The following is a 21467-nucleotide window of genomic DNA, read 5'->3' on the forward strand; positions in this document are numbered from 1 at the left end:
CCGATGCCATGGAACGGGGGCGACCTCCAGGAGGAAGTCCGGCGTCGCAGCGGCACCCCGGTGGCCGCGTGTTACCAGTGCCACAAGTGCAGCACGGGATGCCCCGTCGGCCCCGAGATGGATTTCCTCCCCAGCCAGGTCATGAGGCTGGTGCACCTGGGCGCGGAAGAGGAGGTGCTCGCTTCCCGCTCGATCTGGCTGTGCGCGTCGTGCGAGACGTGCACCACGCGCTGCCCCATGGCGATCGACATCGCCGGCGTGATGGACGCCCTGCGGATCCTGGCCGTCGAGCGGAGGATCGACCTGCCGGACGCGCGGGGGAAACAGTTCCACCGCAGCTTCCTGGGCAGCGTCCGGCGCCACGGCCGCGTGTACGAGATGGGCATGATGACCGCCTACAAGGTGCGGATCGGCGACCTGTGCACCGACATGGACAAGGTCCCGCGGTTGCTGGCCGAGGGGAAACTCTCGCTGCTGCCCCACCGCAGCGGCGGCATCCGGCAGGTTCGAGAGATCTTCCGCCGGGCGGAGGAAAAGGACGGGACACCTTGAAGTACGCGTTCTTTCCCGGCTGCAGCCTCGAGTCCACGGCGCGCCCGTTCGACCTCTCCACCCGGGCGGTGTGCCGCGCGCTGGGGATCGCGCTGGAGGAGATCCCGGATTGGGCCTGCTGCGGCTCGACGCCCGCGCACGCCAGCAGCGATTCCCTCGCCGTCGCCCTGCCGGCGTTCAACCTCCGGAAGGCGCAGGACGCGGGGCTGCCGGTGATGGTCGCCTGCGCGTCCTGCTACGCCCGGCTGCGGACCGCAAACCACCGGATCGGCCGCGAGCCGGAAGACCGCCGCCGCGCCGAGCGGGTCACGGGCCGCCCCTACGACGGCGGGGTCGAGGTGCGGCACGTGCTGGACGTGCTCGTGAACCGGCTGGGAGCGGACCGGATCCGCTCGAAGGTGGTCCGGCCGCTGGCCGGGTGGAAGGTGGCCTGCTACTACGGGTGCCTGTTGACCCGCCCGCCGGAGGTCGTCGCCTTCGACGATCCGGAACACCCTGCCTGCATTGACGTTCTGGCGGAGGCCGCGGGGGCGGAGACCGTGGATTGGCCGTTCCGGACGGAGTGCTGCGGGGCCAGCCTGTCCATGACGCACCCCGAGGTCGTGGGCCGCCTGGTCCACAGGCTCCTGGGGATGGCGCAGGAAGCCGGGGCGAACCTCGTGGCGGTCGCCTGTCCCCTGTGCCAGGTCAACCTCGACCTGCGCCAGGCCGAAGCGGCGAAGGCCCACGGCCCGCTGCGGCCCATGCCGGTCCTGTACATCACGCAACTGCTGGGCCTCGCGCTGGGACTTTCCCCGGAGGCCCTGGGAATCGATCCCAGGACGGTCGGCCCCGGCATGCCGCCGCCCGACCTCGCCGCCGGGGCGATCGGCGCCGGGGGAGGGAACCGATGACGCTTCCGGATACGAAATCTCCGACCGCGGCCGGAAGCGGCGGCAACGCCCCCTGCGGGGCGGTGCTGGTGTGCGGAGGAGGCGTCGCCGGAATCCAGGCCTCGCTGGATCTCTCGGCGGCGGGATTCCGGGTCTACCTGGTGGAAGAGAGCCCGACGATCGGCGGCGGCATGGCGCGACTCGACAAGACCTTCCCGACCGGGGACTGCGCCACGTGCATCATCTCGCCCAAGCTGGTGGAGTGCATGCGGGACTACAACGTCGAAGTGATGACGATGGCCGACGTGGCCTCGCTTGAGGGGGAGCCGGGACGGTTCACCGCGGAGGTGCGGAAGCGGCCGCGGGGGGTGATCCCCTCCCGGTGCACCGGCTGCGGAGATTGCTGGGAGGCTTGCCCGGTTCGGAACGTGGCCCAGCCGACGCCCGCCTTCCGACCCTCCGAGCGGTTGGCCGCCGATGATGCGGCCTGGATCGACGGCATCCTCGACCGGTACCGGGGGGATCCGGGGCCGCTGATCCCTATCCTGCAGGACGTAAGCGACGACCGGCGGTATCTGCCCCGCCCCGTGCTGGAACACGTGTCGGAACGCCTCGGGATCCCGATGGTCGAGATTCTCCGGGTGGCCAGTTTCTACAACGCCTTCAGCCTGGAGCCGGTCGGGCGGCACGTCGTGGAGGTCTGCCTCGGAACCGCGTGCTTCGTGCGCGGGTCGGGGCTGCTCATGGAACGCCTGGAGGGGGAGATCGGCGTCCGGATGGGAGGCACCGATCCGCAAGGACGCTTCACGCTCCGCTCGGTCCGCTGCATCGGCTGCTGCGCGCTGGCCCCGGCCATGCGCATCGGCGGCATCACCTTCGGGAAGGTCCGGCTCGACGGGGTCGCGGAGATCCTGGAGCGGTTCCAATGACCGAACTCCTCCGCACGCAGGCCGACCTCGATCGCGCCGCCGCGCTGGGCCGGGAAACCCTCTACCCCGCGCGGCTGAAGGTCCTGGTCGGATCGGCCAGCTGCGGGCTGGCGGCCGGCGCGCAGGCGGTGGAAGAGGCCGCGCTCGAAACGGTTACGCGGCTGGGGCTGGACGCGGTCGTCGCGCGGACGGGGTGCATCGGGTTCTGCCAGCGCGAGCCTCTGGTCGACCTGCTGCTCCCCGACGGTCCGAGGATCACGTACGCCAACGTGACGGCGAAGTCGATCCGCAATCTCCTGGAATCGTACGCGGCCGGAGGGGCGCTCCCGGCGGGCGCGGCCCTTTGCCGCTGGCAGCGCGAGGAGCACGTGGCCGACGGGACGCTCCACGTATATCCCGCGGCGGCCAACGGGGCCGGGCAGATCCCCGAGGGGGCCACCCTGCCGTTCTATCGGCGGCAGCGGCGCGTGATCCTGCGCAACTGCGGCTCGATCGATCCGATGCGCCTGGAGGAAGGCCTTGCGCGCGGCGCGTACCGCGGCGCCCTCCGCGCCCTGACGCAGATGACGCCCGAGGAGGTAATTGCCGAGATCCGCGAGTCGGGCCTTCGGGGCCGCGGCGGAGCGGGGTTCCCCACGGGACGGAAATGGGAGACCGCGCGCCGGGCGCAGGGCGACGTCAAGTACGTGGTCTGCAACGCGGACGAGGGGGACCCGGGGGCCTTCATGGACCGGAGCGTGCTGGAGAGCGATCCGCACGCGGTCCTGGAAGGGATGCTCGTCGCTTCCTACGCGATCGGGGCCCGGGAAGGATACCTCTACATCCGTTCCGAGTACCCGCTGGCCGTGTCGACCGTCACCCACGCCATCCGGGAGGCGGAAGCCCGCGGGCTGCTGGGCGACGGCATCTTCGGCAGCGGCCACGGCTTCCGCGTGCGGGTCCGCCGCGGCGCGGGAGCGTTCGTGTGCGGCGAGGAGACGGCGCTGATCGCCTCGATCGAAGGACGCTCCGGCGAGCCGCGTCCGCGCCCCCCCTTCCCGGCCGAGAGCGGCCTGTGGGGGAAGCCCACGGTCATTAACAACGTCAAGACCTGGGCCAGCGTGGGACCGATCCTCTCCCGCGGCGCGGCGTGGTACGCCGCCGACGGGACCGACCGCAACCGCGGCACCACGGTGTTCGCCCTCGTCGGAGCCGTGAAGAACACCGGCCTCGTCGAGATCCCGCTGGGGCTCACGCTGCGCGAAATGGTCCTGGAGATCGGGGGCGGAATCCGCGGCAAGCGGGCGCTGAAGGCGGTCCAGACGGGCGGGCCGTCGGGCGGCTGCCTCCCGGCCTCGTTGCTCGACCTGCCCATCGACTACGAACGTCTGAGCGAGGCGGGCTCCATGATGGGATCGGGGGGGATGATCGCCATCGACGCGGGAACCTGCATGGTCGATCTCGCGCGTTTCTTCCTCGCCTTCACGGCGGACGAGTCGTGCGGCAAGTGCACCCCTTGCCGCGAAGGGACCGGCCACATGCTCCGGATCCTCTCCCGGATCTGCGAGGGGGCCGGCGTCCCGGAGGACCTGGCGGTCCTGGAACGGCTGGCGCGGACCCTGAAATCGGCCTCGCTGTGCGGGCTGGGGGGCACGGCCCCGAACCCCGTCCTTTCGGCCCTGCGGTATTTCCGGGAGGAGTTCGAGGAGCACATCCACCGGAAGCGGTGTCCCGCCGGGGTCTGCCGCGCCCTCGTCCGGTTCCGGATCGACGAGGCGCTGTGCACCGGGTGCGGGCGGTGCATCGAAGTGTGTCCGGTAGGCGCGATCCGGGGCGAGCTCAAATCGGCGCACGCGATCGACCTGGCCCTTTGCACCCGTTGCGGCGCGTGCCGCGCGGTCTGCCCTGTCGACGCCGTCGAAAGCGCCGGACGGGACCACGAAAAGGCGGTGAGAGGCGGAACATGAGCGCATCCTCGTCGGATCGGGTTCGGGTCACCCTCGACGGCCGTACCGCGGAAGTCGCCCGCGGGGCGACGATCCTCGACGCCGCCCGCCAGATGGCCGTCGCGATCCCCACGCTCTGCCACTACCGCGGCCTCTCGCCGTACGGGGCCTGCCGGGTCTGCGTGGTGGAGATCGACGCGGCGGGGGGACCCAGGCTGGTGGCCGCGTGCACCCACCCGGTGGAAGACGGCCTCGTCGTGCGCACCGACACCGACGCCGTGCGGGAGTCGCGGAACACGGTCCTCGAGCTGCTGCTGGCGCAGGCCCCCGAATCGGAGGAGCTGGCCGGTATCGCCGCCGGGCTCGGGGTCCGCTCCACCCCCTTCGAGCCGGCCGCAAAGGGAAAGTGCGTCCTCTGCGGGCTGTGCGTCTCGGCGTGCGGCGACCTGATGGGGCGGGGGGCGATCGGCCTGTACGGACGCGGCGGGCGGCGGGCCGTGTCGACGGCGTTCGGCGAGCCCACCGACCAGTGCCAGGCGTGCGGGGCGTGCGCCTTCGTCTGTCCCGCGGGAGCGATCGACCTGTCCACCATCACGTCGCGCCGGGTGAAACCCCACGTGACGGCCTTCGACAAGCACCTGACCGCCAGGCCGTGCATCGACCTGGCACACCCCCAGGCTTCCCCCCGCGTTCCGGCGATCGACCGGGAGAGCTGCGTCCACTTCACGACGGGCGAATGCGGCCTGTGCGAAAAGGTCTGCCAGGCCGGCGCCATCGACTACGGCCAGCCGGAGGAAACCGTCCGCCTGGAGGTCGGCGCCGTGGTCCTGACGCCCGGGTTCGAGGCGTTCGACGCAAGGCGGCGGGGCGAGTTCGGGTTCGGCTTCGCGGCGAACGTGCTCACGAACGTGCAGTTCGAACGGCTCCTGTCGGCCTCCGGCCCCACCGGCGGACACGTCCTGCGCCCCAGCGACGGGCGCCCTCCGGCCCGGCTGGCCTTCATCCAGTGCGTGGGGTCACGCGACACGGGATGCGACAACGACTACTGCTCCTCGGTCTGCTGCATGGCCGCGACCAAGGAGGCGATCCTGGCCAAGGAGCACGTGCCGGGCCTGGACGTGACCGTCTTCTTCCTCGACCTGCGCGCCTTCGGCAAGGATTTCGACCGTTACTACGAACGGGCGCGGAACCAGCTGGGCGTCCGGTACCTGCGCTCGTTCATCTCCCGGACGTACGAGATGCCCGGGACGAAGAACCTGCGCGTCGTCTACGCGACTCCCGGGATGAAGCCGGCCGAGGAGGAGTTCGACATGATCGTGCTTTCCCTCGGCCTGGAGCCCAGCGCAACGCTGCGGGAACAGGCCGGGCGGATGCAGGTCGTGCTGAACCGGTGGGGGTTCGCGCAAACCGGCGAGCTCCACCCGCTGGACACGTCCCGCCCGGGGGTGTTCGTGGGCGGCGCTTTCCAGGAGCCCAAGGACATCCCCGACACGGTGATGCAGGCCAGCGCCGCGGCGTCCCGGGCCATGGCCCTGCTGGCTCCGGCGCGCGGCACGCGCATGCGGACCAAGAGCTATCCGCAGCAACGCGACATCGCGGACGAGCCGCCGCGCGTGGGCGTGTTCATCTGCCATTGCGGAAGCAACATCGCCTCGGTGGTCGACGTCGAGCGTGTGGTCCGGAACACGCGGGAACTGCCGGATGTGATCCTCGCGGAAAGCCACACCTACACGTGCGAGGACGACACGCAGAAGCTCATCCGGGAGCGGATCGCCGCGCACCGGCTGAACCGGATCGTCGTGGCCTCGTGCACTCCTCGGACCCACGAGCCCATTTTCCGCGAAACGTTGCGCGACGCCGGTCTCAACCCCTACCTGCTGGAAATGGCCAACATCCGCGACCAATGCTCCTGGGTCCACTCCGGAGAGCCGGAAAAGGCGACGGACAAGGCGGTCGACCTCGTCCGCATGGCGGCGGCGCGCGCGGCGCGCCTGCAGCCGCTTACGGAAGCCACCGTCCCCGTGAACAACGCCGCCCTCGTGGTCGGCGGCGGAATCGCCGGGATGACGGCCGCCCTGGCGTTGGCCGACCAGGGGTTTCCCGTACATCTCGTCGAGAAAACCGGGGAGCTCGGGGGAACTTCCCTCCGGCATCACCGGACGCTGGACGGCCAGGACGTGGGGAAATACGTCGCCGACACGATCGTCCGGGTCCGCGGCCACAAATGGGTCAAGGTCCACCTCAACACCCGCGTGAGCAAGGTCGGAGGGCATGTCGGCGAGTTCTCCTCGACGCTGGTCGCAGACCGCGGCACCGACAGCGTCCGGCACGGCGTGGTCGTGGTGGCCACCGGCGCCACGGAACACCGGCCCCTGTCGTACGGGTACGGCAGCGGCGATCGGATTCTGACGCAGCTGGAACTCGGGGATCGCCTGGGACGGGGAGAGATCGCGCTGCCGGATCATCCCACGATCGCGATGATCCAGTGCGTGGAGCAGCGGACCACGGAACGGCCCTACTGCAGCCGCGTTTGCTGCACCAGCGCCGTAAGGAATGCGTTGCTCCTCAAGGAACGGTACCCCGGCGCGCGGATCATCGTCCTCTATCGCGACATGCGGACCTTCGGCTTCCGGGAGGCGGCGTACCGCGAGGCGCGCGAGAAAGGGGTTCTGTTCGTCCGCTACGACCCCGCGCTGCCGCCGTCCCTTACGGTCGGCGGACGCCTGGAACTGCGGGTGCGGGAACCGTCGCTGGGGCGGGATCTTGCGCTTGCGCCGGACCTGGTGGTGCTGGCCGCCCCCATGATCCCGCGCGCGGACCGGCAGGAACTTTCGGAACTGCTGCGCGTCCCCCTGAATGCCGACGGCTTCTTCCTGGAAGCCCACATGAAGCTTCGACCGGTGGATTTCGCCAGCGAGGGGCTGTTCCTCTGCGGCACGGCCCACGCCCCGAAGTTCTTAGGCGAAGCGATCGCCCAGGCCCATGCGGTGGCGGGCCGTGCCGCGTCCATCCTCACCCGGAAAAAGATGCGGGTGAGCGGCCAAACCGCCTGGGTGGATCCGGACAAATGCATCTCCTGCCTGACGTGCGTGCACGTCTGCCCGTACATGGCGCCGCGCGTCAACGAGTTCCAGAAAGCCGAGGTGCAAGGCGCGGTGTGCATGGGGTGCGGCAGCTGCACGGCGGAATGCCCGGCGATGGCCGTCACGCTCCGACACTACGTGGACCGGCAGATCCTGGCCGCGATCGACGGCCTGCTGCGCACGGAACCCGCCGCCGCGGCATGGGAGCCCCGGTACCCGGAACAGGTGGGTGTCGCCACGCCGCGCTGGCACAAGAGCCGGGGGGATGGATGAACGGCGAACCGTTGATCCTGGCGTTCTGCTGCCACTACTGCGCCTACGCGGCGGCGGACCTGGCCGGCTCGATGCGCCTGCAATACCCCGGGAATGTCCGAGTGCTGCGGCTGCCTTGCACCGGCAAGCTGGAGGTGAACTTCGTGCTGGCGGCGTTCGAACGCGGCGTCGACGGGGTCATCGTGGCCGGGTGCCTCGAGGGGGGCTGCCATTTCCTGGAAGGAAATCTGCGGGCCCGCCGGCGGGTCGAGCGGGCCCGGGAACTGCTCGCCGAGATCGGCCTGGAGCCGGAGCGGCTGGAGATGTTCAACCTGTCGTCCGCGGAGGGCACCCGGTTCGCCGAAATCGCGACGACCATGGTGGAACGCGTGAAGGCGTTGGGCCGGAGCCCGCTGCGTCCGGAACCGAAACGCATCGAACACGAAATCCAGGAAATCAGCCGGCAGGCGGATGCGATGCTGGCGGGAGAAAAACGATGATCGTCGCCGACCGCAAGAAGATCCCGGAGATCCGCGACATGGTAAAGGAACACCGCCGCGTGCTGCTGGTGGGATGCGGCACCTGCGTCACCGTCTGCCTGGCCGGCGGGGAACGGGAAACCGGCATTCTCGGCTCGGCGTTGCGCATGGCCCTGCGGCTCCAGGGCCACGGGGACGTGGCGGTCGACGAGTGCACCATCGAGCGGCAGTGCGAGGACGCCTTCATCGACCTCCTCGCCCCGCGGGTTTCCGACTACGACGCGATCTGCTCGCTGGGATGCGGTGCGGGCGTCCAGGCGTTGGCCGAGCGGTTTCCCAGGATGCCCGTCTACCCGGGGCTGAACACGCAATTCATGGGGATCCTCGAATCGCAGGGTGTCTGGACGGAGAAGTGCAGCGGCTGCGGGAATTGCCGTCTCGGCGAATTCGCGGGGATCTGCCCCATCACGCGCTGCGCCAAGCGGCTGTTCAACGGGCCGTGCGGCGGGTCGCGGGACGGAAAATGCGAGGTGCATCCGGACCTGGGTTGCGGCTGGCAACTGATCCACGACCGTGCCGCCAACCTGAGGATACTCGGTCGCTTCGAACGGATCGTGCCTGCGCACGACTGGTCGACCGGCCAGGACGGCGGCCCCCGCAAAGTGGTCCGGGAAGATCAGTGCATCGCCGGCCTGTGCTCACGCGACTGACGTCGCCACCGTATAATCCCGGCGGAGGAAACGATCATGGCGAACCCGTTCGTTCACTTCGAACTGATGACCGGAGACGTCGACAAGGCGAAGGCATTCTACGGAGCTCTGTTCGGCTGGAAACTGGGGTATTTTCCGGGAATGAACTACATGACCGTCAAGGTCGGCAAGGGGACCTGCGGAGGGGTGAGATCGTGTTTGGGGCCGGAGGTTTCGCCGCAGTGGCTCCCCCACGTCCATGTCGAGGACATCGCGGACACGCTCGCCAAGGCCCGGGCGCTGGGCGCCACCGTGATGAAGGAGGCCACCGAAGTGCCGGGGATGGGACGGTGCGGCATCCTGGTCGACCCTGGCGGGGCCATCCTCGCGCTCTGGCAGTCCAAGACGTAAATCGCCTTCCTCCCGCCTTTCGAGCGAAAAAAAAGGGGCCGCGGTTTCCACCGCGACCCCTTGATATTGCTGGTGGGCCATGAAGGATTCGAACCTTCAACCTCCTGATTAAGAGTCAGCTGCTCTGCCGGGTTGAGCTAATGGCCCACGCTGTGAAAGAACGAACCCGATCCGGTTCCCCGACTTGCGCAAAAAAAAAAATGGCGCGCCTGGGAGGAATCGAACCTCCGCTCCCGGCTCCGGAGGCCGGTGCTCTATCCCCTGAGCTACAGGCGCCCAGAAAAATGGGGTGAGTGACGGGGATTGAACCCGCGACAGCCAGAGCCACAGTCTGGTGCTCTGCCAACTGAGCTACACTCACCGCACGCGCCCCAAAAGGCGAAAGGAAAGTATACGAGTCCGGTCCCACCCGGTCAACGGATAAATCCCCAAAAAGGTCCACGAAGCCGTCGCGCTCCCGCGCGCCGGATTCATGCCGAGGGACGGAAACGGCGCAGCCGGAGCGCGTTCGTCACCACGGTGACCGAGGAGAGCCCCATCGCCGCGGCGGCGAACACCGGATCCAGCAGGATCCGGAAGAACGGGTAGAGGGCTCCCGCCGCGACCGGGATCAGCACGACGTTGTACGCGAACGCCCAGAACAGGTTCTGGCGGATGTTGCGGAGGGTCGCGCGGCTCAAGGAGATGGCGGAGGGGACTCCGCGCAGGTCCCCGCTCATCAGCACCAGGTCCCCCGCCTCCACCGCGACGTCCGTCCCCGTCCCGATGGCGATCCCGACGTCGGCCTGCGCCAGCGCCGGCGCGTCGTTGATGCCGTCCCCCACCATCGCGACGACCTTTCCTTCCCCCTGCAGCGTCCGGACCTCGTGCGCCTTGCGCTCCGGCAGGACCTCCGCGATCACCTTGGCGATCCCGACCTTCGCCGCCACCGTCTCCGCCGAGCGACGGTTGTCCCCGGTCAGCAGCAGGACGTCGAGCCCCATGCCGCGGAGCCGCCGGATCGCTTCCGGGGCGCTCTCCTTGATCTCGTCCGCGAGCGACAGGACGCCTTCGGCGCGCCCGTCCACCGACACGCCCACCGCCGTGCCTCCCGCGTCCGAGATCTGCCGCGCCAGCGGGAGCAGCCCCTCCGTCCCGATCCCTTCCCCGGAAAGCCACGCGAGGCTCCCCGCCCGGACGTCCCGGCCGTCCGCCGCCGCGCGGATTCCCATCCCCGGGGAGGCCCGGAACGACGCCGGGGCGGAGACGGCGATCCCCCTGTCCTTCGCGCCGCGGACGACCGCCTCCGCGAGCGGGTGCTCCGACCCGCTCTCCGCGCAAGCCGCGAGCCGAAGCAGCTCCAGTTCCCCTCCCTCTCCCTGGAACGTGCCGCCGCGGGCGAGGCGCACGGCGGTGAGGACCGGCTTCCCCTTCGTCACGGTGCCGGTCTTGTCGAGGACGACCGTGTCCACGTTCCGGGCCGTCTCCAGCGCCGCGCCGTCCCGGACGAGGATCCCGAGCTCCGCCCCCTTGCCCGTCGCGACCATGATCGAGGTGGGAGTCGCAAGGCCCATGGCGCAGGGGCAGGCGATGATCAGCACGGCGATCGTGTTGACCATCGCGTAGGTCCCCCGCGGCTCCGGCCCGAAGAGGTACCAGGCGGCGAAGGTGACCGCGGCCGTCGCCATCACCGACGGCACGAAGTACGACGCGATCGCGTCGGCAAGCCGGCCGATCGGCGGCTTGCTTCCCTGCGCCTCCCGGACCATCGCGACGATGCGGGAGAGCGCGGTGTCCTTCCCCACGCGGGTCGCCGTAAACACCAGGCGTCCGTTGGCGTTGAGCGTCCCGCCCGTCACGGCGCTCCCCGGCACCTTCTCCACGGGAATCGGCTCCCCGGTGAGCATCGACTCGTCGACGGCGGACGTACCTTCCTCCACCGCCCCGTCCACGGGGATCCTCTCCCCGGGACGGACGACGACGCGTTCGCCCACCGCCACGGATTCGAGGGGGACGTCGACCTCGACCCCGTCGCGGACCACCCGCGCCGCCGCGGGCGCAAGGCCGATCAGTCTCCGCACCGCCTCCGATGTCTTTCCCCGGGCCCTCGCCTCGAAATGGCGGCCCAGGAGGACCAGCACGATGATCGCGGCGGACGTCTCGAAATACAGGTGCGGAGTCAGCCCCTCCGCGCGGATCGCCTGCGGGAGGAAGGCGGCGAAGGCGCTGTAGGCGTAGGCGACCGAGGTCCCGAGGACCACCAAGGTGTTCATGTCGGCGGCGCCGTGCCGCGCCGCGGCCCACGCCCCGCGGTAGAAGCGGGAACCGGAGTAGAACTGGATCGGCGTCGCCAGAAGCAGCTGCAGCAGCCCCGCCGCGAAGGGGGAGAACGGCAGCCCGCCGCCGCCCGCGACCATCTCCCAGTGCGAAAACGCGAGCAGGGGAACGCCGAGGGCGACGCCGACCCACAGCCGGGAGAGGACGGAACGCTCCTCCTCCCGCTGGGCGCGTTCCTCCCGCGCCACCGGGTCCTCGCCCGGTTCGACGCGGGGGACGGAGTAGCCCGCGCCTTCCACCGCCGCCCGGAGGTCGTCCACGGAAGCGGCGCCGGGGAGGAAGTCGACGCTCCCGGTCCGCTCGGCGAGGTTCACGCTCGCGGCCAGGACGCCGGAGACGCCGCGCAGCGCCTTCTCCACCCGGGCGACGCAGGACGCGCACGACATCCCGTGGATCGGGAAGGCGGTCCGCTCGACCGGAACCTCGTACCCGGCGTCGCGGATCGCCGCGGCGATCCGCCAGGGACCGGCCTTCGCCGGATCCGCGGCGACCGTGGCGGTCTCCGTCGCCAGGTTGACCGACGCGGAGGCGACCCCTTCGAGGCGGGCGAGCGATTTCTCCACGCGGCCGACGCAGGAGGCGCACGACATCCCCTTCACCGGGAAGCTCCAGCGCACAAGAGCGCCCTCCCCGGCTCCCGACGGGGCGCCGTATGGGGTCTTCTCTTCCATGTATTGATAGTATACTGGCCCCGCGCGCCTGTAGCTCAGGTGGACAGAGCAGCTGCCTTCTAAGCAGCGGGTCCGGGGTTCGAGTCCCTGCAGGCGCGCCAGTCTCTTCTACATGCCCATCCGGAAACGGTTCAACTGCGATACGACGGCGAACCCTTCGTCGTTGAAGCAGAAATTCTCTTCCTGGACGAAGTAGCGGGTGAACGCCATCCCCGGGAACTGCCCGAATTCAAAGACGCCCAGGAACGATGACGGGTCCTGCTGGAAGCAATACCCCTTGTATTCCATGTCGATCCAGGCGTGGTCGACGAGACGGTCCGGCAGGGCGATGTTCCCGACGATCACCCGGACGTCCCTCGCGGGGATCCCCATCGCCCGGTAGACGCTGCACAGGAGGGTCGCTTTCCCGAGGCAACTCCCCTTTTCCGCGCGGAGGATCTCCCGGGGGGACAGGCCCGGTGCCATGGGCTCGTACCGGATCCGATCCCGGACGAAGGCGTACGCGGCCTCGGGGGTGCCGAGCCGTACCGCCAGGGAGCGGACGGCGGGGTCGTCGGGATCCACGAGGGAGACAAGGTCGGAGACGTGGTTGACCCGCATGTCGTGGAACGCGGGACGGGCCGTCTCCTCGCGATCCCGGACGAGGTATCCGGCGGCGAAAACCCCGGCGGCGGCGACAACCGCGACGCCCGCAAGGAGCGCTCTCCCGACCGGAAGCTTCATCGTTCCTCCTCCCGCATCCCCGGATTCATCCATGAATTCGGATGCAATGTACCTTACGGAGTACGGGATGGCAAGATCCGGGAAACCGCCCCGAACGCCTCGATCCGTTCTACAATGTCTCCAGGCGGAACGAGCCGGTTTCTGTGTGGGAGGGGGAATGGCGGAGCTTCCCGAAGGGAAGGGGCACCTGGAAATCACGTGCCCGTGCTGCGGGGCATCGCTTGCGATCGACCGGGAGCGGGGGGAGGTGGTCGGGAGCGAAGCGTCGGGACACGCCCGTGCCGGCGTGGAGCTTACGGACGCGGCGAAGGTCCTGGCGAAGGAGTCGGCGCGGATTCACGAAAAGTTCGAGAAGATCGTTCAGGCCGACAAGACGCGGGGGGCGGAGCTCGACAAGCTGTTCAAAAGCCACCTGGAGAAGTCCGGGGACGAACCGCCGCGGCGCCCGCTGCGGGACATCGACCTCGATTAGCCCGCCGGGCGCCCGGGTTTCAGGTCGTCCAGCAGCGAGTAGACCACCGGGGTGGCGAGGAGCGTGAGCAGGAGCGACAGCGTCTGCCCGCCGATCACGACGATCGCGATCACCCGGCGTTCCTCGGACCCCGGCCCGCTCCCCACGGCCAGCGGCAGCATCCCCGACACGAACGTGAGCGTCGTCATCAGGATCGGCCGCAGCCGGTCCCGGTTCCCCTGGAGGATCGCCGAGGCGCGGTCCATCCCCCCCGCCCGCAGGTTGTTCATGTGGTCGATCTGGAGGATGGCGTTCTTCTTCACCACCCCGAAGAGCACGAGCATCCCCAGAGCGGAGTAGAGGTTCAGGGTGCTCCCGGTGGCCCAGATGGACAGCAGGGCGAAGGGAACGCACAGCGGAAGCGACAGCAGGATCGTGAACGGGTGGACCAGGTGCTCGAACTGGGACGCCAGGATCATGTACATGAAGACGATCGAGAGCGCGAACGCCCACACGAACTCCCCGAACGTCCGCTCCAGCTCCCTCCCCCGGCCGGAAACGCGCGTCGTGTAGCCCGCGGGGAGGTTCATCGCCGCGACCTCCGCCCGCAGCGCCGCCAGCCGGTCGGCCAGCGCGTACCCGGGGGCGACCGACCCCCGCAGGCGCACCTCCCGCTGCCGGTCGAGCCGGTCGATGCGCGAGGGGCTCATGGTCCGCTCGATCGCGGCGACGCTCCCGACCTGGGCCAGGCCTCCCCCCTCCCTCGAAACGTACAGGCGCCCGATCGCCTCGGCATCGTCCCGGTCCTTCTCCCGCAGCCGGAGCTGGACATCGTAGTCTTCGTTCACGGCGGGATCGTTGAAGCGGGACACCTCCTCGTCTCCCCCCACCATCAGTCGCACCGCGGTCCCGACCCGCTCGGGGTCGACGCCGAGGTCGGCGGCCCGCGCGCGGTCGATCCGCACCTGCAGCTCGGGCTTGTCGAGCTTGAGCGACGTGTCGGTGTCCATCAGCCCCAGCGGTTCCTGCCGGTCCCTCAACGCCTCGGCGTACCCGGAGAGCGCCTTCAGATCGGGCCCGCGCAGCACGAAGTCGACGTCGAAGCTGCCGCCGCCGATGTTGAACCCGGCGATGTTCCGCACCGCGATCCGGAGGTCGCGGTACTTCCGCACCCTGCGCCGGACCTCCTGCATGATCTCCTTCTGGGGACGGTTTCCGCGGAACGCCGCGCCCGGATCGCCGCGGGCCAGGCTTTTCAGCAGGCGCTCCACGGAGAAGACCCGCTCCTCGTGGGGCTTGAGGCGCACGTACGCCCTCCCCTCGTTCACCGCGCCGATGAAGCCGCCCCCGGCGGTCGACAGCACCTGCGCCACCCCGGGGATCGATCGCACCTCCGCCATCACGGCGTTCAGGATTTCGTCCATGCTGGCGAGGCTGGTCCCCTGCGGGGCGCTCACGCTGATGTTGAACTCCCCCTCGTCGGCGTTGGCCGGAAGGTAGTCCTGCCGGATCACGCGGTAGAGGGGGACGGTCGACAGGACGACCCCGAGCGAGAGGGCGGCCACGAACCACCGGTGGCGCATCGAGAAGGCGAGGGCGCGTTCGTACCCGGCGTCGAGAAGCCGGTAGAACCCGGCCCGGGAACGGGGCGCCCCGTCCGGAACGCCCGTGCCTTCCGCGCCGCCCCTCCCGAGGAGCCGCGCGCTCATCATCGGGGTGAGGGTGAAGGAGACGAGGAGGCTCACCATCACCGCGACGGCCGCGGTGATCCCGAACTGGTACAGGAAGCGCCCGGAGATGCTCGACATGAACGACACCGGGATGAAGATGACCACCAGCGAGAGCGTCGTCGCCATGACGGCCGGGCCGATGTCCCGGGTCGCCGCCCGGGCGGCCTCGAACGGCGGCATCCCCTTCTCCTCCACGAAGCGGAAGATGTTCTCCAGGACGACGATCGCGTCGTCGATCACGATCCCCACCATCAGGACGAGGGCGAGCATGGTCACGCTGTTCAGGGTGAAGTGGAGCGCCCACATCATCCCGAAGCTGGAGATCACGGACGCGGGAATCGCCACCGCGGCGATCAGGGTCGTCCGCCAGCTCCGCATGAAGGCGAAGACGACCAGGGACGCGAGGATGCTGCCGAGGATCAGGTGCACGTTGATCTCGTGCAGGGCGGCGCGGATGTAGCGGGACTGGTCCTGGATCACGGTCAGGCCGACCCCCGCCGGCAGCTCCGCGGCGGAGGCTCCGATGGCGCGCTTCGCGCCGTCGATCACGGCCACCGTGTTGGCGCCCGACTGCCGCCGCACCTCGAGGACCACCGTGGGGACTCCGTTCAGCCGCGCGGTGGACCGCTGCTCCTTCGTCCCGTCCTCGGCGCTGCCGATGTCCCGGATGCGGACCGAAGCGCCGCCGATCGTGGCGACCACCAGCTCCTCGAAGGCCCGCGGGTCGCCCAGGCGGCCGATCGTCCGGAGCGTTTCCTCGCGCGGGCCCCGGGTCACGTTCCCGCCGGAGGCGTCGAGGTTCTGGAGGGCGATCGCATCGCGGACGGCGGTGATCGGGATCCGCAGCGCGGCGAGCCGGTCCGCGTCGACCCACACGTTGATCGCCCGCTCCAGCCCGCCGACGATCCGCACTTCGCCGACCCCGTCCGACCGCTCCAGGCGGACCTTCACCACCTTGTCGGCCAGCTCGGTCAGCTCCCGCAGCGGGCGGTCCCCCGCCAGCGCCACCGTCAGGACGGGCGCCTGGTCGTTGTCGAACTTCGAGATCAGCGGCGCCGTGGCGTCCTTCGGCAGGTTCCGCAGGACGGTGGCGACACGGTCCCGGACGTCCTGCGCCGCCGCGTCGATGTTCCGGTCCAGGTTGAAGGTGACGATGACGTTGGAGGATCCCGGCCCCGAGATCGACCGCAGCTCGTCGATCCCCTCGATGGTGTTGACCGCCTCCTCGATCCTCCGGGAGATCTCGGTCTCGACCTCCTCGGCGGACGCGCCGGGGAGCTGGGTGCGGATCGAGACGGTGGGAAGGTCGACCGACGGGAACCGGTCGACGCCGAGCCGGACGTAGCTGGCCCCGCCGACGACGACCAGCGCCAGGATGATCATCGCCGCGAAGACGGGGCGGCGGATGCAGATTTCCGCTAACTTCTGCAAGCGCGGGCTACTGCGATACCGCGACGGGCGTCCCGCCCGCGAGGTTGCCGGGCTCCGTCACCACCTGCTCCCCCGCCGCGAGCCCCTCGACGATCTCCACCCGGTCGCCCGAGCGTCGCCCGGTCCGGACCCTCTTCTCGACCGCCAATCCGTCCTTCACCACGAACACCTTTTCGAGCCCGGCGAAGGAGACGACCGACGAGGCGGGCGCCAGCACCGAGGTTCGGTCGGCGGGCGCGACGATTTCCGCCCGGGCGAAGGAGCCCGGACGCAGGCGGCCGTCCCGGTTGGCCACTTCCGCTTCCACGGCGAGAGTGCGGTTCTGCTCGAGGATGGCGGGGCTCACGCGGACCACCCGCCCGGCGTGCTCCCCCGCGTCCCCTTCCAGGCGGACCTTGACCGGCTGGCCGACGCGCACCGCCGGGGCGTCCCTCTCCGGCACCGCGACCCGCAACCGCAGCGGGTGAATCCTCACCAATCCGACCACCGGCGCGCCCGCCGCGAGGAATTCCCCCGTCGAGGCCCTCTTCTCGCGGACGGCGCCATCGATCGGCGAGAGGAGCGTCGCGTCGGCCTGCTGCTGACGCGCAAGGGCCAGCGACGATCGACGCTCCGCGAGCAGCTCCCGGCGGTTCCCGACCTCCTCGATCGCCGCCTGGTGGCGTCCTTCCGCGACCAGGACGCGGGACACCGACGCGTCGTACTCGGAGCGGGCGATGTAGTTCTTCTCGACGAGCTGCGCCATCCGGTCCCGGTTCCGCCGCGCCTCTTCGAGCACCGCCCGGGCTTCCCGCACCAGAGCGGTCTTCTCGGGGTCCACGCGGTCGTCCGCCCCTTCGGGGGGGAGCCCCAGCCCGGCCCGGACCTGGCGCAGGGCCGCCTCCGCCTGCTCCACCCGGAGTCGGAAATCGGTCGGGTCGAGGCGCGCGAGGAGCTGCCCCTTCCGCACGGGGGTGCCGAGGTCGACCGCGATTTCGCTCACACGCCCGGCCACCTTGAAGGCGGCCGTCACCTCCTCGTCGGCCGAAAGCGTCCCGGTCACGGCGATCGTCCGGGGAAGCCTGCCTTCGCCGGCCGCCGCCACGCGCACGGCGCGGGGCCCCTTCGCCTTTTCGACGTCCCCCGCCCTGGACGGAGGCGCCTCCGAGCCGCACCCGGAACAAACCGCGGCGAGCGCCAGGATCCCCGCCGCCGAAACGAAGCGTCCTGTCCTCAACGCCGCTCCTCCACGACGACTTTGCCGCCCCGGACGACGAGGGAGATCCGCCCGTCGAGCATCGACAGAAGGTCCTTTCCCACGAGATCGTATCTCCATCCCGCCAGCACCCCGATCCCTTCCCGCTCCCCCGAGGCCAGGCGCTCGAGCTCCTCGGAGCCGGTCAGGACCTCGGGGGCGACCCGTTGCGCCCGGGAGCGGGACCGCACCAGCGCTCCCAGGAGGGAAGCCACGGAGGCGGCCTCCCCGTTCCCGCGGGCCCTGGGCGACGGCGCCTCGGGGAGCATCTCCTCGGGCAGCGCCAGCGCTTCGCGGACGGCGTCCAGCACCGCGACCGACGCGCTCCCGCCGACCTTCCACTCCAGCCCGCGCACGCGCCGGAGCGCCTCCTCGTCCGCCGGCCGGCTCCGGGCGATCGCCAGCGCGCTTTCGTCCGCGAGCACCCGGCGCCTCGGGACGTCCCTGCGCCGGGCCTCCCCCTCCCTCCACGCGATCAGCGCGCGCAGCACCGCCAGGCGTCTCCGGTCGAGCGACGCCCATCCTTTCACCCGGCGATACTCGGTCGCGGGGTCGGTCTCGTACGCCGCGGGGGAGGAGAGCGCCGCCATCTCCGGCTCGATCCAGGAGAGCCGCCCTTCCCGCCGGAGCCGCGCCGTCATCCGGTCGTGCAGCGCGGGGAGGTACCGAACGTCGTCCTGCGCGTAGGCGATCTGCGAATGGGAAAGGGGCCGGGCTCCCCAGTCGGAGTAGGAGTGCCCCTTCTTCACGTCCGCTCCCAGGAACTCCCGGACCGTCGACGCGTACGCCGCCTGCGCCGGCATCCCCAGGACCGCCGCGGCGATCTGCGTGTCGAAGACCGGCGACGGCACGCGCCCGGTCCGCTGGTGGACGATCTTCAGGTCCTGCCACCCCGCGTGGACCACTTTCAGGATGGACGGGTCGAAGAGAAGGTCGTCCAGGGGGGACAGGTCGCCGACGGCGAGCGGGTCGACCGCGGCGACCGCCGTGTCCGTGCCGAGCTGGACGAGGCAGAGGCGGGGGAAGTAGGTGCGCTCGCCGACGAATTCGGTGTCGAAGCCGACCTTGCCGGAAGCCTTCATGGAGGCGACCAGGTCGCGGAACTCCGACGGGTCCGTGACCAGCCGTCCTTTCGGTTCCTTTTCCATCCACCTTCCGCTGTTCGAAAGGCCCGTCCGCGATGGTACCATTGCAGGGAAGGGCCTTAAGTTTTCGTTCCGCGCCGGTCTATTTCAGGGAGGATACCATGATGCCGCCGGTCGATTACATTCCCCGGATCCGGGAGAATTACGAAAAGCTGGGGTACAAGCCGTACGCCTGGGTCGTGAACGAAGGGGCCCCGCCGTGGACGCCGCTTCCGAAACCGTTGTCCGAATGCCGGCTGGGAGTGGCCGCCTCGGGCGGCGTCTACGTGACCGGGCAGGTGGCCTTCCACCACAAGGACGACACGTCGACCCGCCAGATCCCGACCGACGTGGACACCCGCGACCTCCGCTCGACCCACTTCGCCTACGACCTCACCGGCGCGCGGCGGGACCCGAACGCCGTGTTCCCGATCGACCCGCTGCGGCGGCTCGTCCGGGAAGGGTTCCTCGGGAGCCTCGCGAGCCGGTTCCACACGTTCATGGGAGGGATCTACTCCACCCGGCGCGTGTCGGAAACGCTGGCCCCCGCCCTCGCGTCCCTGTTCCGGGAGGACGGCGTCGACGCGGTCCTCCTGGTGCCGGTCTGACCGGTCTGCCACCAGTCCGTGGGACTGGTAGCGAGGCAGGTGGAAGCGGCGGGGATCCCGACCCTGTGCATGACGAGCGCGCTCGACATCACCCGGGCGGTCAACCCGCCGCGCGCGGCGTTCCTGGACTACCCGCTCGGGCACACCACCGGAAAACCGGGGGAGCCGGAGCTCCAGCGGCGGATCCTCGCCGAGGCGCTGGAGGCGTTCGTCTCCCTCGCCGTCCCGGGGTCGGTGAAGGAGCTTCCGTTCCGGTGGTCGGAGGACGAGAGCTGGAAGGACAGGGCGTTCGCGGAAGGGGACGAACGGACGGAGCGGTTCGACACGCCGCAGTACCAGAACGAGGAGGACCGCCTCCGGGCGGAGAGCGGAAACCCGCCCCCCTGCCCGGCCTGCCGTACCTGACGTCCGCGGGAGGGGTGGCATGAAGATCGCGGTCCCGGCGGAGATCCTCCCCGGCGAACGGCGGGTGGCGCTGGTCCCCGAATCGTGCGGGAAGCTTTCGAAGGCGGGGATCGCGGTGTCCGTCGAACGGGGAGCGGGCGATGCGGCGTTCTTCCCCGACGGCGCGTACCGCGACGCCGGCGCCGCGGTGGAAGACGACGCCGCGGGGCTGTTCGGGAGCGCCGACCTCGTCCTCAAGGTTCACCCGCCCGCCTTCCGGCCCGATCTCGGGAGGCACGAGGCGGAGATGATGCGAAAGGGAGCGATGCTCCTCGGGGCGTTGATGCCCTCGCGCAACCCCGAGGCGGTGGAAAGGCTCGCCGCCGCGGGCGTCACCTCCTTCTCCACCGACCGGATCCCCCGCATCACGCGGGCGCAGTCGATGGACACCCTCTCCTCGATGGCGAGCATCGCCGGGTACAAGGCGGTCCTCCTCGCCGCGAACGCCCTCCCGAAATATTTCCCGATGCTCACCACGGCCGCCGGGACGGTGTTCCCCGCGAAGGTCTTCGTGATCGGCGCGGGCGTCGCCGGGCTCTCGGCGATCGCCACCGCGCGGCGGCTGGGCGCCGCCGTGGAGGCGACGGACACGCGGCCCGCGGCGAAGGAGCAGGTGGAGAGCCTCGGCGCCCGCTTCGTCGGCGTCGAGACCGCGGAAAGCGCGCAGGACGCCTCGGGGTACGCCCGCGAGCTGTCGAAGGAGTACTACGCCCGGCAGGCGGAGCTGGTCGCGCAGCGGTGCGCGGCGGCCGACGCGGTCGTGACGACCGCCTTGATCGGCGGCGTGACGGCGCCCCGCCTCATCACCGCCGAAATGGTGCGGGGGATGCGGCCGGGGTCGGTGATCGTGGACCTCGCGGCCGAGGGCGGCGGGAATTGCGAGCTCACGCGGCCGGGGGAAACGGTCGTGGAGGGCGGCGTCGCGATCCACGGCCCGTTGAACCTCCCGGCGGAGATGCCGTGGCAGGCCAGCACCCTGTTCTCCCGCAACCTGACCGCCTTCGTGCTGGCGTTCTGGAAGGACGGGAGGTTCGCCCCGGACCTCTCCGACGAGATCCTGCGGGGCGCGCTGGTCACGCACGACGGGAAGGCGGGCGCATGACCCCGGAGCTGGAGCTGGGACTCTACGTATTCGTTCTGGCCACCTTCCTCGGCCTCGAGATCATCCGCCGGGTGTCCCCGCTGCTGCACACGCCGCTCATGTCCCTCACCAACGCCATCTCCGCGATCGCCGTCGTCGGCTCCATCCTCGTGGCCGGCGAGCAGAAGTCGCTCCTCTCGACGGTGCTCGGAACCGCGGCGGTGACCTGCTCCATGATCAACATCGTCGGCGGCTACCTCATCACGTGGCGCATGCTGCGGATGTTCCGGAAGAGCGGGAAGGGCAAGCCGTGATCGACCGGGCGATCCCCCTCGTGTATCTCGCCTCGGCGGTCTCCTTCGTCCTCGCGCTGAAATGGCTGTCGTCGGTCCCCACCGCGCGCCGCGGGGTGATCGTCGGGGCGGCCGGGATGGCGCTGGCGGTCGTCGGCACGCTCCTGAA

The 21467-nt window shown here is 70.2% G+C and carries 19 protein-coding genes and 4 tRNA genes; 15 read left to right on the forward strand and 8 right to left on the reverse strand.

Annotation, left to right across the window (positions count from 1 at the left end):
* Positions 1–3: 3 nt before the first annotated feature.
* The 8 genes from HZB86_12380 to HZB86_12415 are packed head-to-tail and all read left to right on the forward strand — an operon-like array spanning position 4 to position 9192.
* Entirely contained in the window at positions 4–552 is a 549-nt protein-coding gene (locus HZB86_12380; GenBank protein ID MBI5906319.1) for a 4Fe-4S dicluster domain-containing protein, read from the forward strand.
* A complete protein-coding gene (locus HZB86_12385; GenBank protein ID MBI5906320.1) occupies positions 549–1445 on the forward strand; it encodes a CoB--CoM heterodisulfide reductase iron-sulfur subunit B family protein in 897 nt (298 codons plus the stop codon). The genes HZB86_12380 and HZB86_12385 overlap by 4 nt, the downstream gene beginning before the upstream one ends.
* Entirely contained in the window at positions 1442–2353 is a 912-nt protein-coding gene (locus HZB86_12390) for an NAD(P)H-dependent oxidoreductase subunit E (protein MBI5906321.1), read from the forward strand. The genes HZB86_12385 and HZB86_12390 overlap by 4 nt, the downstream gene beginning before the upstream one ends.
* Entirely contained in the window at positions 2350–4299 is a 1950-nt protein-coding gene (gene nuoF / locus HZB86_12395; protein ID MBI5906322.1) for an NADH-quinone oxidoreductase subunit NuoF, read from the forward strand. Before HZB86_12390 ends, nuoF begins: the two co-directional genes overlap by 4 nt.
* The gene (locus HZB86_12400; GenBank protein MBI5906323.1) at positions 4296–7634 is read left to right on the forward strand and encodes an FAD-dependent oxidoreductase; all 3339 of its coding nucleotides are present in this window, start codon (positions 4296–4298) and stop codon (positions 7632–7634) included. Before nuoF ends, HZB86_12400 begins: the two co-directional genes overlap by 4 nt.
* Positions 7631–8113, forward strand: a complete 483-nt coding sequence (locus tag HZB86_12405) for a hydrogenase iron-sulfur subunit (GenBank protein MBI5906324.1) — start codon at positions 7631–7633, stop codon at positions 8111–8113. The genes HZB86_12400 and HZB86_12405 overlap by 4 nt, the downstream gene beginning before the upstream one ends.
* A complete protein-coding gene (locus HZB86_12410; GenBank protein ID MBI5906325.1) occupies positions 8110–8802 on the forward strand; it encodes a methylenetetrahydrofolate reductase C-terminal domain-containing protein in 693 nt (230 codons plus the stop codon). The genes HZB86_12405 and HZB86_12410 overlap by 4 nt, the downstream gene beginning before the upstream one ends.
* A gap of 36 nt (positions 8803–8838) precedes the next feature.
* Positions 8839–9192, forward strand: a complete 354-nt coding sequence (locus HZB86_12415) for a VOC family protein (GenBank protein ID MBI5906326.1) — start codon at positions 8839–8841, stop codon at positions 9190–9192.
* Between the two features lie 70 nt (positions 9193–9262).
* On the opposite strand, the gene HZB86_12420 is transcribed toward HZB86_12415, so the two are convergent.
* The 4 genes from HZB86_12420 to cadA all read right to left on the reverse strand — a co-directional run bounded on the left by HZB86_12420 (position 9263) and on the right by cadA (position 12179).
* Positions 9263–9339: transfer RNA gene (locus HZB86_12420), tRNA-Lys, on the reverse strand.
* A 54-nt stretch (positions 9340–9393) separates the two neighbouring features.
* Positions 9394–9468: transfer RNA gene (locus HZB86_12425), tRNA-Arg, on the reverse strand.
* 9 nt (positions 9469–9477) lie between these two features.
* Positions 9478–9553 (reverse strand) — tRNA-His (locus tag HZB86_12430).
* A gap of 109 nt (positions 9554–9662) precedes the next feature.
* Positions 9663–12179: a cadmium-translocating P-type ATPase gene (cadA, locus tag HZB86_12435; GenBank protein MBI5906327.1), complete on the reverse strand. Its 2517-nt coding sequence runs from the start codon at positions 12177–12179 to the stop codon at positions 9663–9665.
* Between the two features lie 24 nt (positions 12180–12203).
* On the opposite strand from cadA, the gene HZB86_12440 reads away from it, so the two are divergent.
* Positions 12204–12280: transfer RNA gene (locus HZB86_12440), tRNA-Arg, on the forward strand.
* Between the two features lie 7 nt (positions 12281–12287).
* On the opposite strand, the gene HZB86_12445 is transcribed toward HZB86_12440, so the two are convergent.
* A complete protein-coding gene (locus HZB86_12445; protein ID MBI5906328.1) occupies positions 12288–12902 on the reverse strand; it encodes a transglutaminase domain-containing protein in 615 nt (204 codons plus the stop codon).
* A gap of 157 nt (positions 12903–13059) precedes the next feature.
* On the opposite strand from HZB86_12445, the gene HZB86_12450 reads away from it, so the two are divergent.
* Positions 13060–13374: a hypothetical protein gene (locus HZB86_12450; protein ID MBI5906329.1), complete on the forward strand. Its 315-nt coding sequence runs from the start codon at positions 13060–13062 to the stop codon at positions 13372–13374.
* Here the strand turns inward: HZB86_12450 and HZB86_12455 are convergent.
* Genes HZB86_12455 through rnd form a run of 3 tightly spaced genes read right to left on the reverse strand, consistent with a single transcriptional unit; the run spans position 13371 to position 18896 of the window.
* Complete coding sequence (locus HZB86_12455; protein MBI5906330.1) at positions 13371–16514, reverse strand: efflux RND transporter permease subunit; 3144 nt, start codon at positions 16512–16514, stop codon at positions 13371–13373. The two genes, HZB86_12450 and HZB86_12455, sit on opposite strands and share 4 nt — an antisense overlap.
* A 7-nt stretch (positions 16515–16521) precedes the next feature.
* Positions 16522–17730, reverse strand: coding sequence for an efflux RND transporter periplasmic adaptor subunit (locus HZB86_12460; protein MBI5906331.1), 1209 nt, complete (start codon positions 17728–17730; stop codon positions 16522–16524).
* Entirely contained in the window at positions 17727–18896 is a 1170-nt protein-coding gene (rnd, locus tag HZB86_12465; protein MBI5906332.1) for a ribonuclease D, read from the reverse strand. The genes HZB86_12460 and rnd overlap by 4 nt, the downstream gene beginning before the upstream one ends.
* 98 nt (positions 18897–18994) lie before the next feature.
* Between rnd and HZB86_12470 the strand changes: the two genes are divergently transcribed.
* From HZB86_12470 to HZB86_12490, 5 genes are all read left to right on the forward strand, one after another.
* Complete coding sequence (locus HZB86_12470) at positions 18995–19480, forward strand: hypothetical protein (GenBank protein MBI5906333.1); 486 nt, start codon at positions 18995–18997, stop codon at positions 19478–19480.
* A gap of 18 nt (positions 19481–19498) precedes the next feature.
* Positions 19499–19885 carry a hypothetical protein gene (locus HZB86_12475; GenBank protein ID MBI5906334.1) on the forward strand — a complete coding sequence of 129 codons (387 nt, stop codon included), beginning with the start codon at positions 19499–19501 and terminating at the stop codon, positions 19883–19885.
* Positions 19886–19904: 19 nt separating this feature from the next.
* Positions 19905–21026: a Re/Si-specific NAD(P)(+) transhydrogenase subunit alpha gene (locus HZB86_12480; GenBank protein MBI5906335.1), complete on the forward strand. Its 1122-nt coding sequence runs from the start codon at positions 19905–19907 to the stop codon at positions 21024–21026.
* Positions 21023–21319, forward strand: a complete 297-nt coding sequence (locus HZB86_12485) for an NAD(P) transhydrogenase subunit alpha (GenBank protein ID MBI5906336.1) — start codon at positions 21023–21025, stop codon at positions 21317–21319. The genes HZB86_12480 and HZB86_12485 overlap by 4 nt, the downstream gene beginning before the upstream one ends.
* The coding region (locus HZB86_12490) for an NAD(P)(+) transhydrogenase (Re/Si-specific) subunit beta (protein MBI5906337.1) at positions 21319–21467 on the forward strand (149 nt) is incomplete at its 3' end. The genes HZB86_12485 and HZB86_12490, both read left to right, overlap by 1 nt.

This window comes from Deltaproteobacteria bacterium (assembly GCA_016234845.1).
Taxonomy (GTDB): Bacteria; Desulfobacterota; Deferrimicrobia; order Deferrimicrobiales; family Deferrimicrobiaceae; genus JACRNP01.

Coding starts and splice junctions, on each gene's coding strand:
- HZB86_12485 (MBI5906336.1), top strand. CDS start 21,023: ATGACCCCGGAGCTGGAGCTGGGACTCTACGTATTCGTTCTGGCCACC.
- HZB86_12390 (MBI5906321.1), top strand. CDS start 1,442: ATGACGCTTCCGGATACGAAATCTCCGACCGCGGCCGGAAGCGGCGGC.
- HZB86_12400 (MBI5906323.1), top strand. CDS start 4,296: ATGAGCGCATCCTCGTCGGATCGGGTTCGGGTCACCCTCGACGGCCGT.
- HZB86_12445 (MBI5906328.1), bottom strand. CDS start 12,902: ATGAAGCTTCCGGTCGGGAGAGCGCTCCTTGCGGGCGTCGCGGTTGTC.
- HZB86_12415 (MBI5906326.1), top strand. CDS start 8,839: ATGGCGAACCCGTTCGTTCACTTCGAACTGATGACCGGAGACGTCGAC.
- nuoF (MBI5906322.1), top strand. CDS start 2,350: ATGACCGAACTCCTCCGCACGCAGGCCGACCTCGATCGCGCCGCCGCG.
- rnd (MBI5906332.1), bottom strand. CDS start 18,896: ATGGAAAAGGAACCGAAAGGACGGCTGGTCACGGACCCGTCGGAGTTC.
- HZB86_12405 (MBI5906324.1), top strand. CDS start 7,631: ATGAACGGCGAACCGTTGATCCTGGCGTTCTGCTGCCACTACTGCGCC.
- HZB86_12450 (MBI5906329.1), top strand. CDS start 13,060: ATGGCGGAGCTTCCCGAAGGGAAGGGGCACCTGGAAATCACGTGCCCG.
- cadA (MBI5906327.1), bottom strand. CDS start 12,179: ATGGAAGAGAAGACCCCATACGGCGCCCCGTCGGGAGCCGGGGAGGGC.
- HZB86_12380 (MBI5906319.1), top strand. CDS start 4: ATGCCATGGAACGGGGGCGACCTCCAGGAGGAAGTCCGGCGTCGCAGC.
- HZB86_12410 (MBI5906325.1), top strand. CDS start 8,110: ATGATCGTCGCCGACCGCAAGAAGATCCCGGAGATCCGCGACATGGTA.
- HZB86_12480 (MBI5906335.1), top strand. CDS start 19,905: ATGAAGATCGCGGTCCCGGCGGAGATCCTCCCCGGCGAACGGCGGGTG.
- HZB86_12470 (MBI5906333.1), top strand. CDS start 18,995: ATGATGCCGCCGGTCGATTACATTCCCCGGATCCGGGAGAATTACGAA.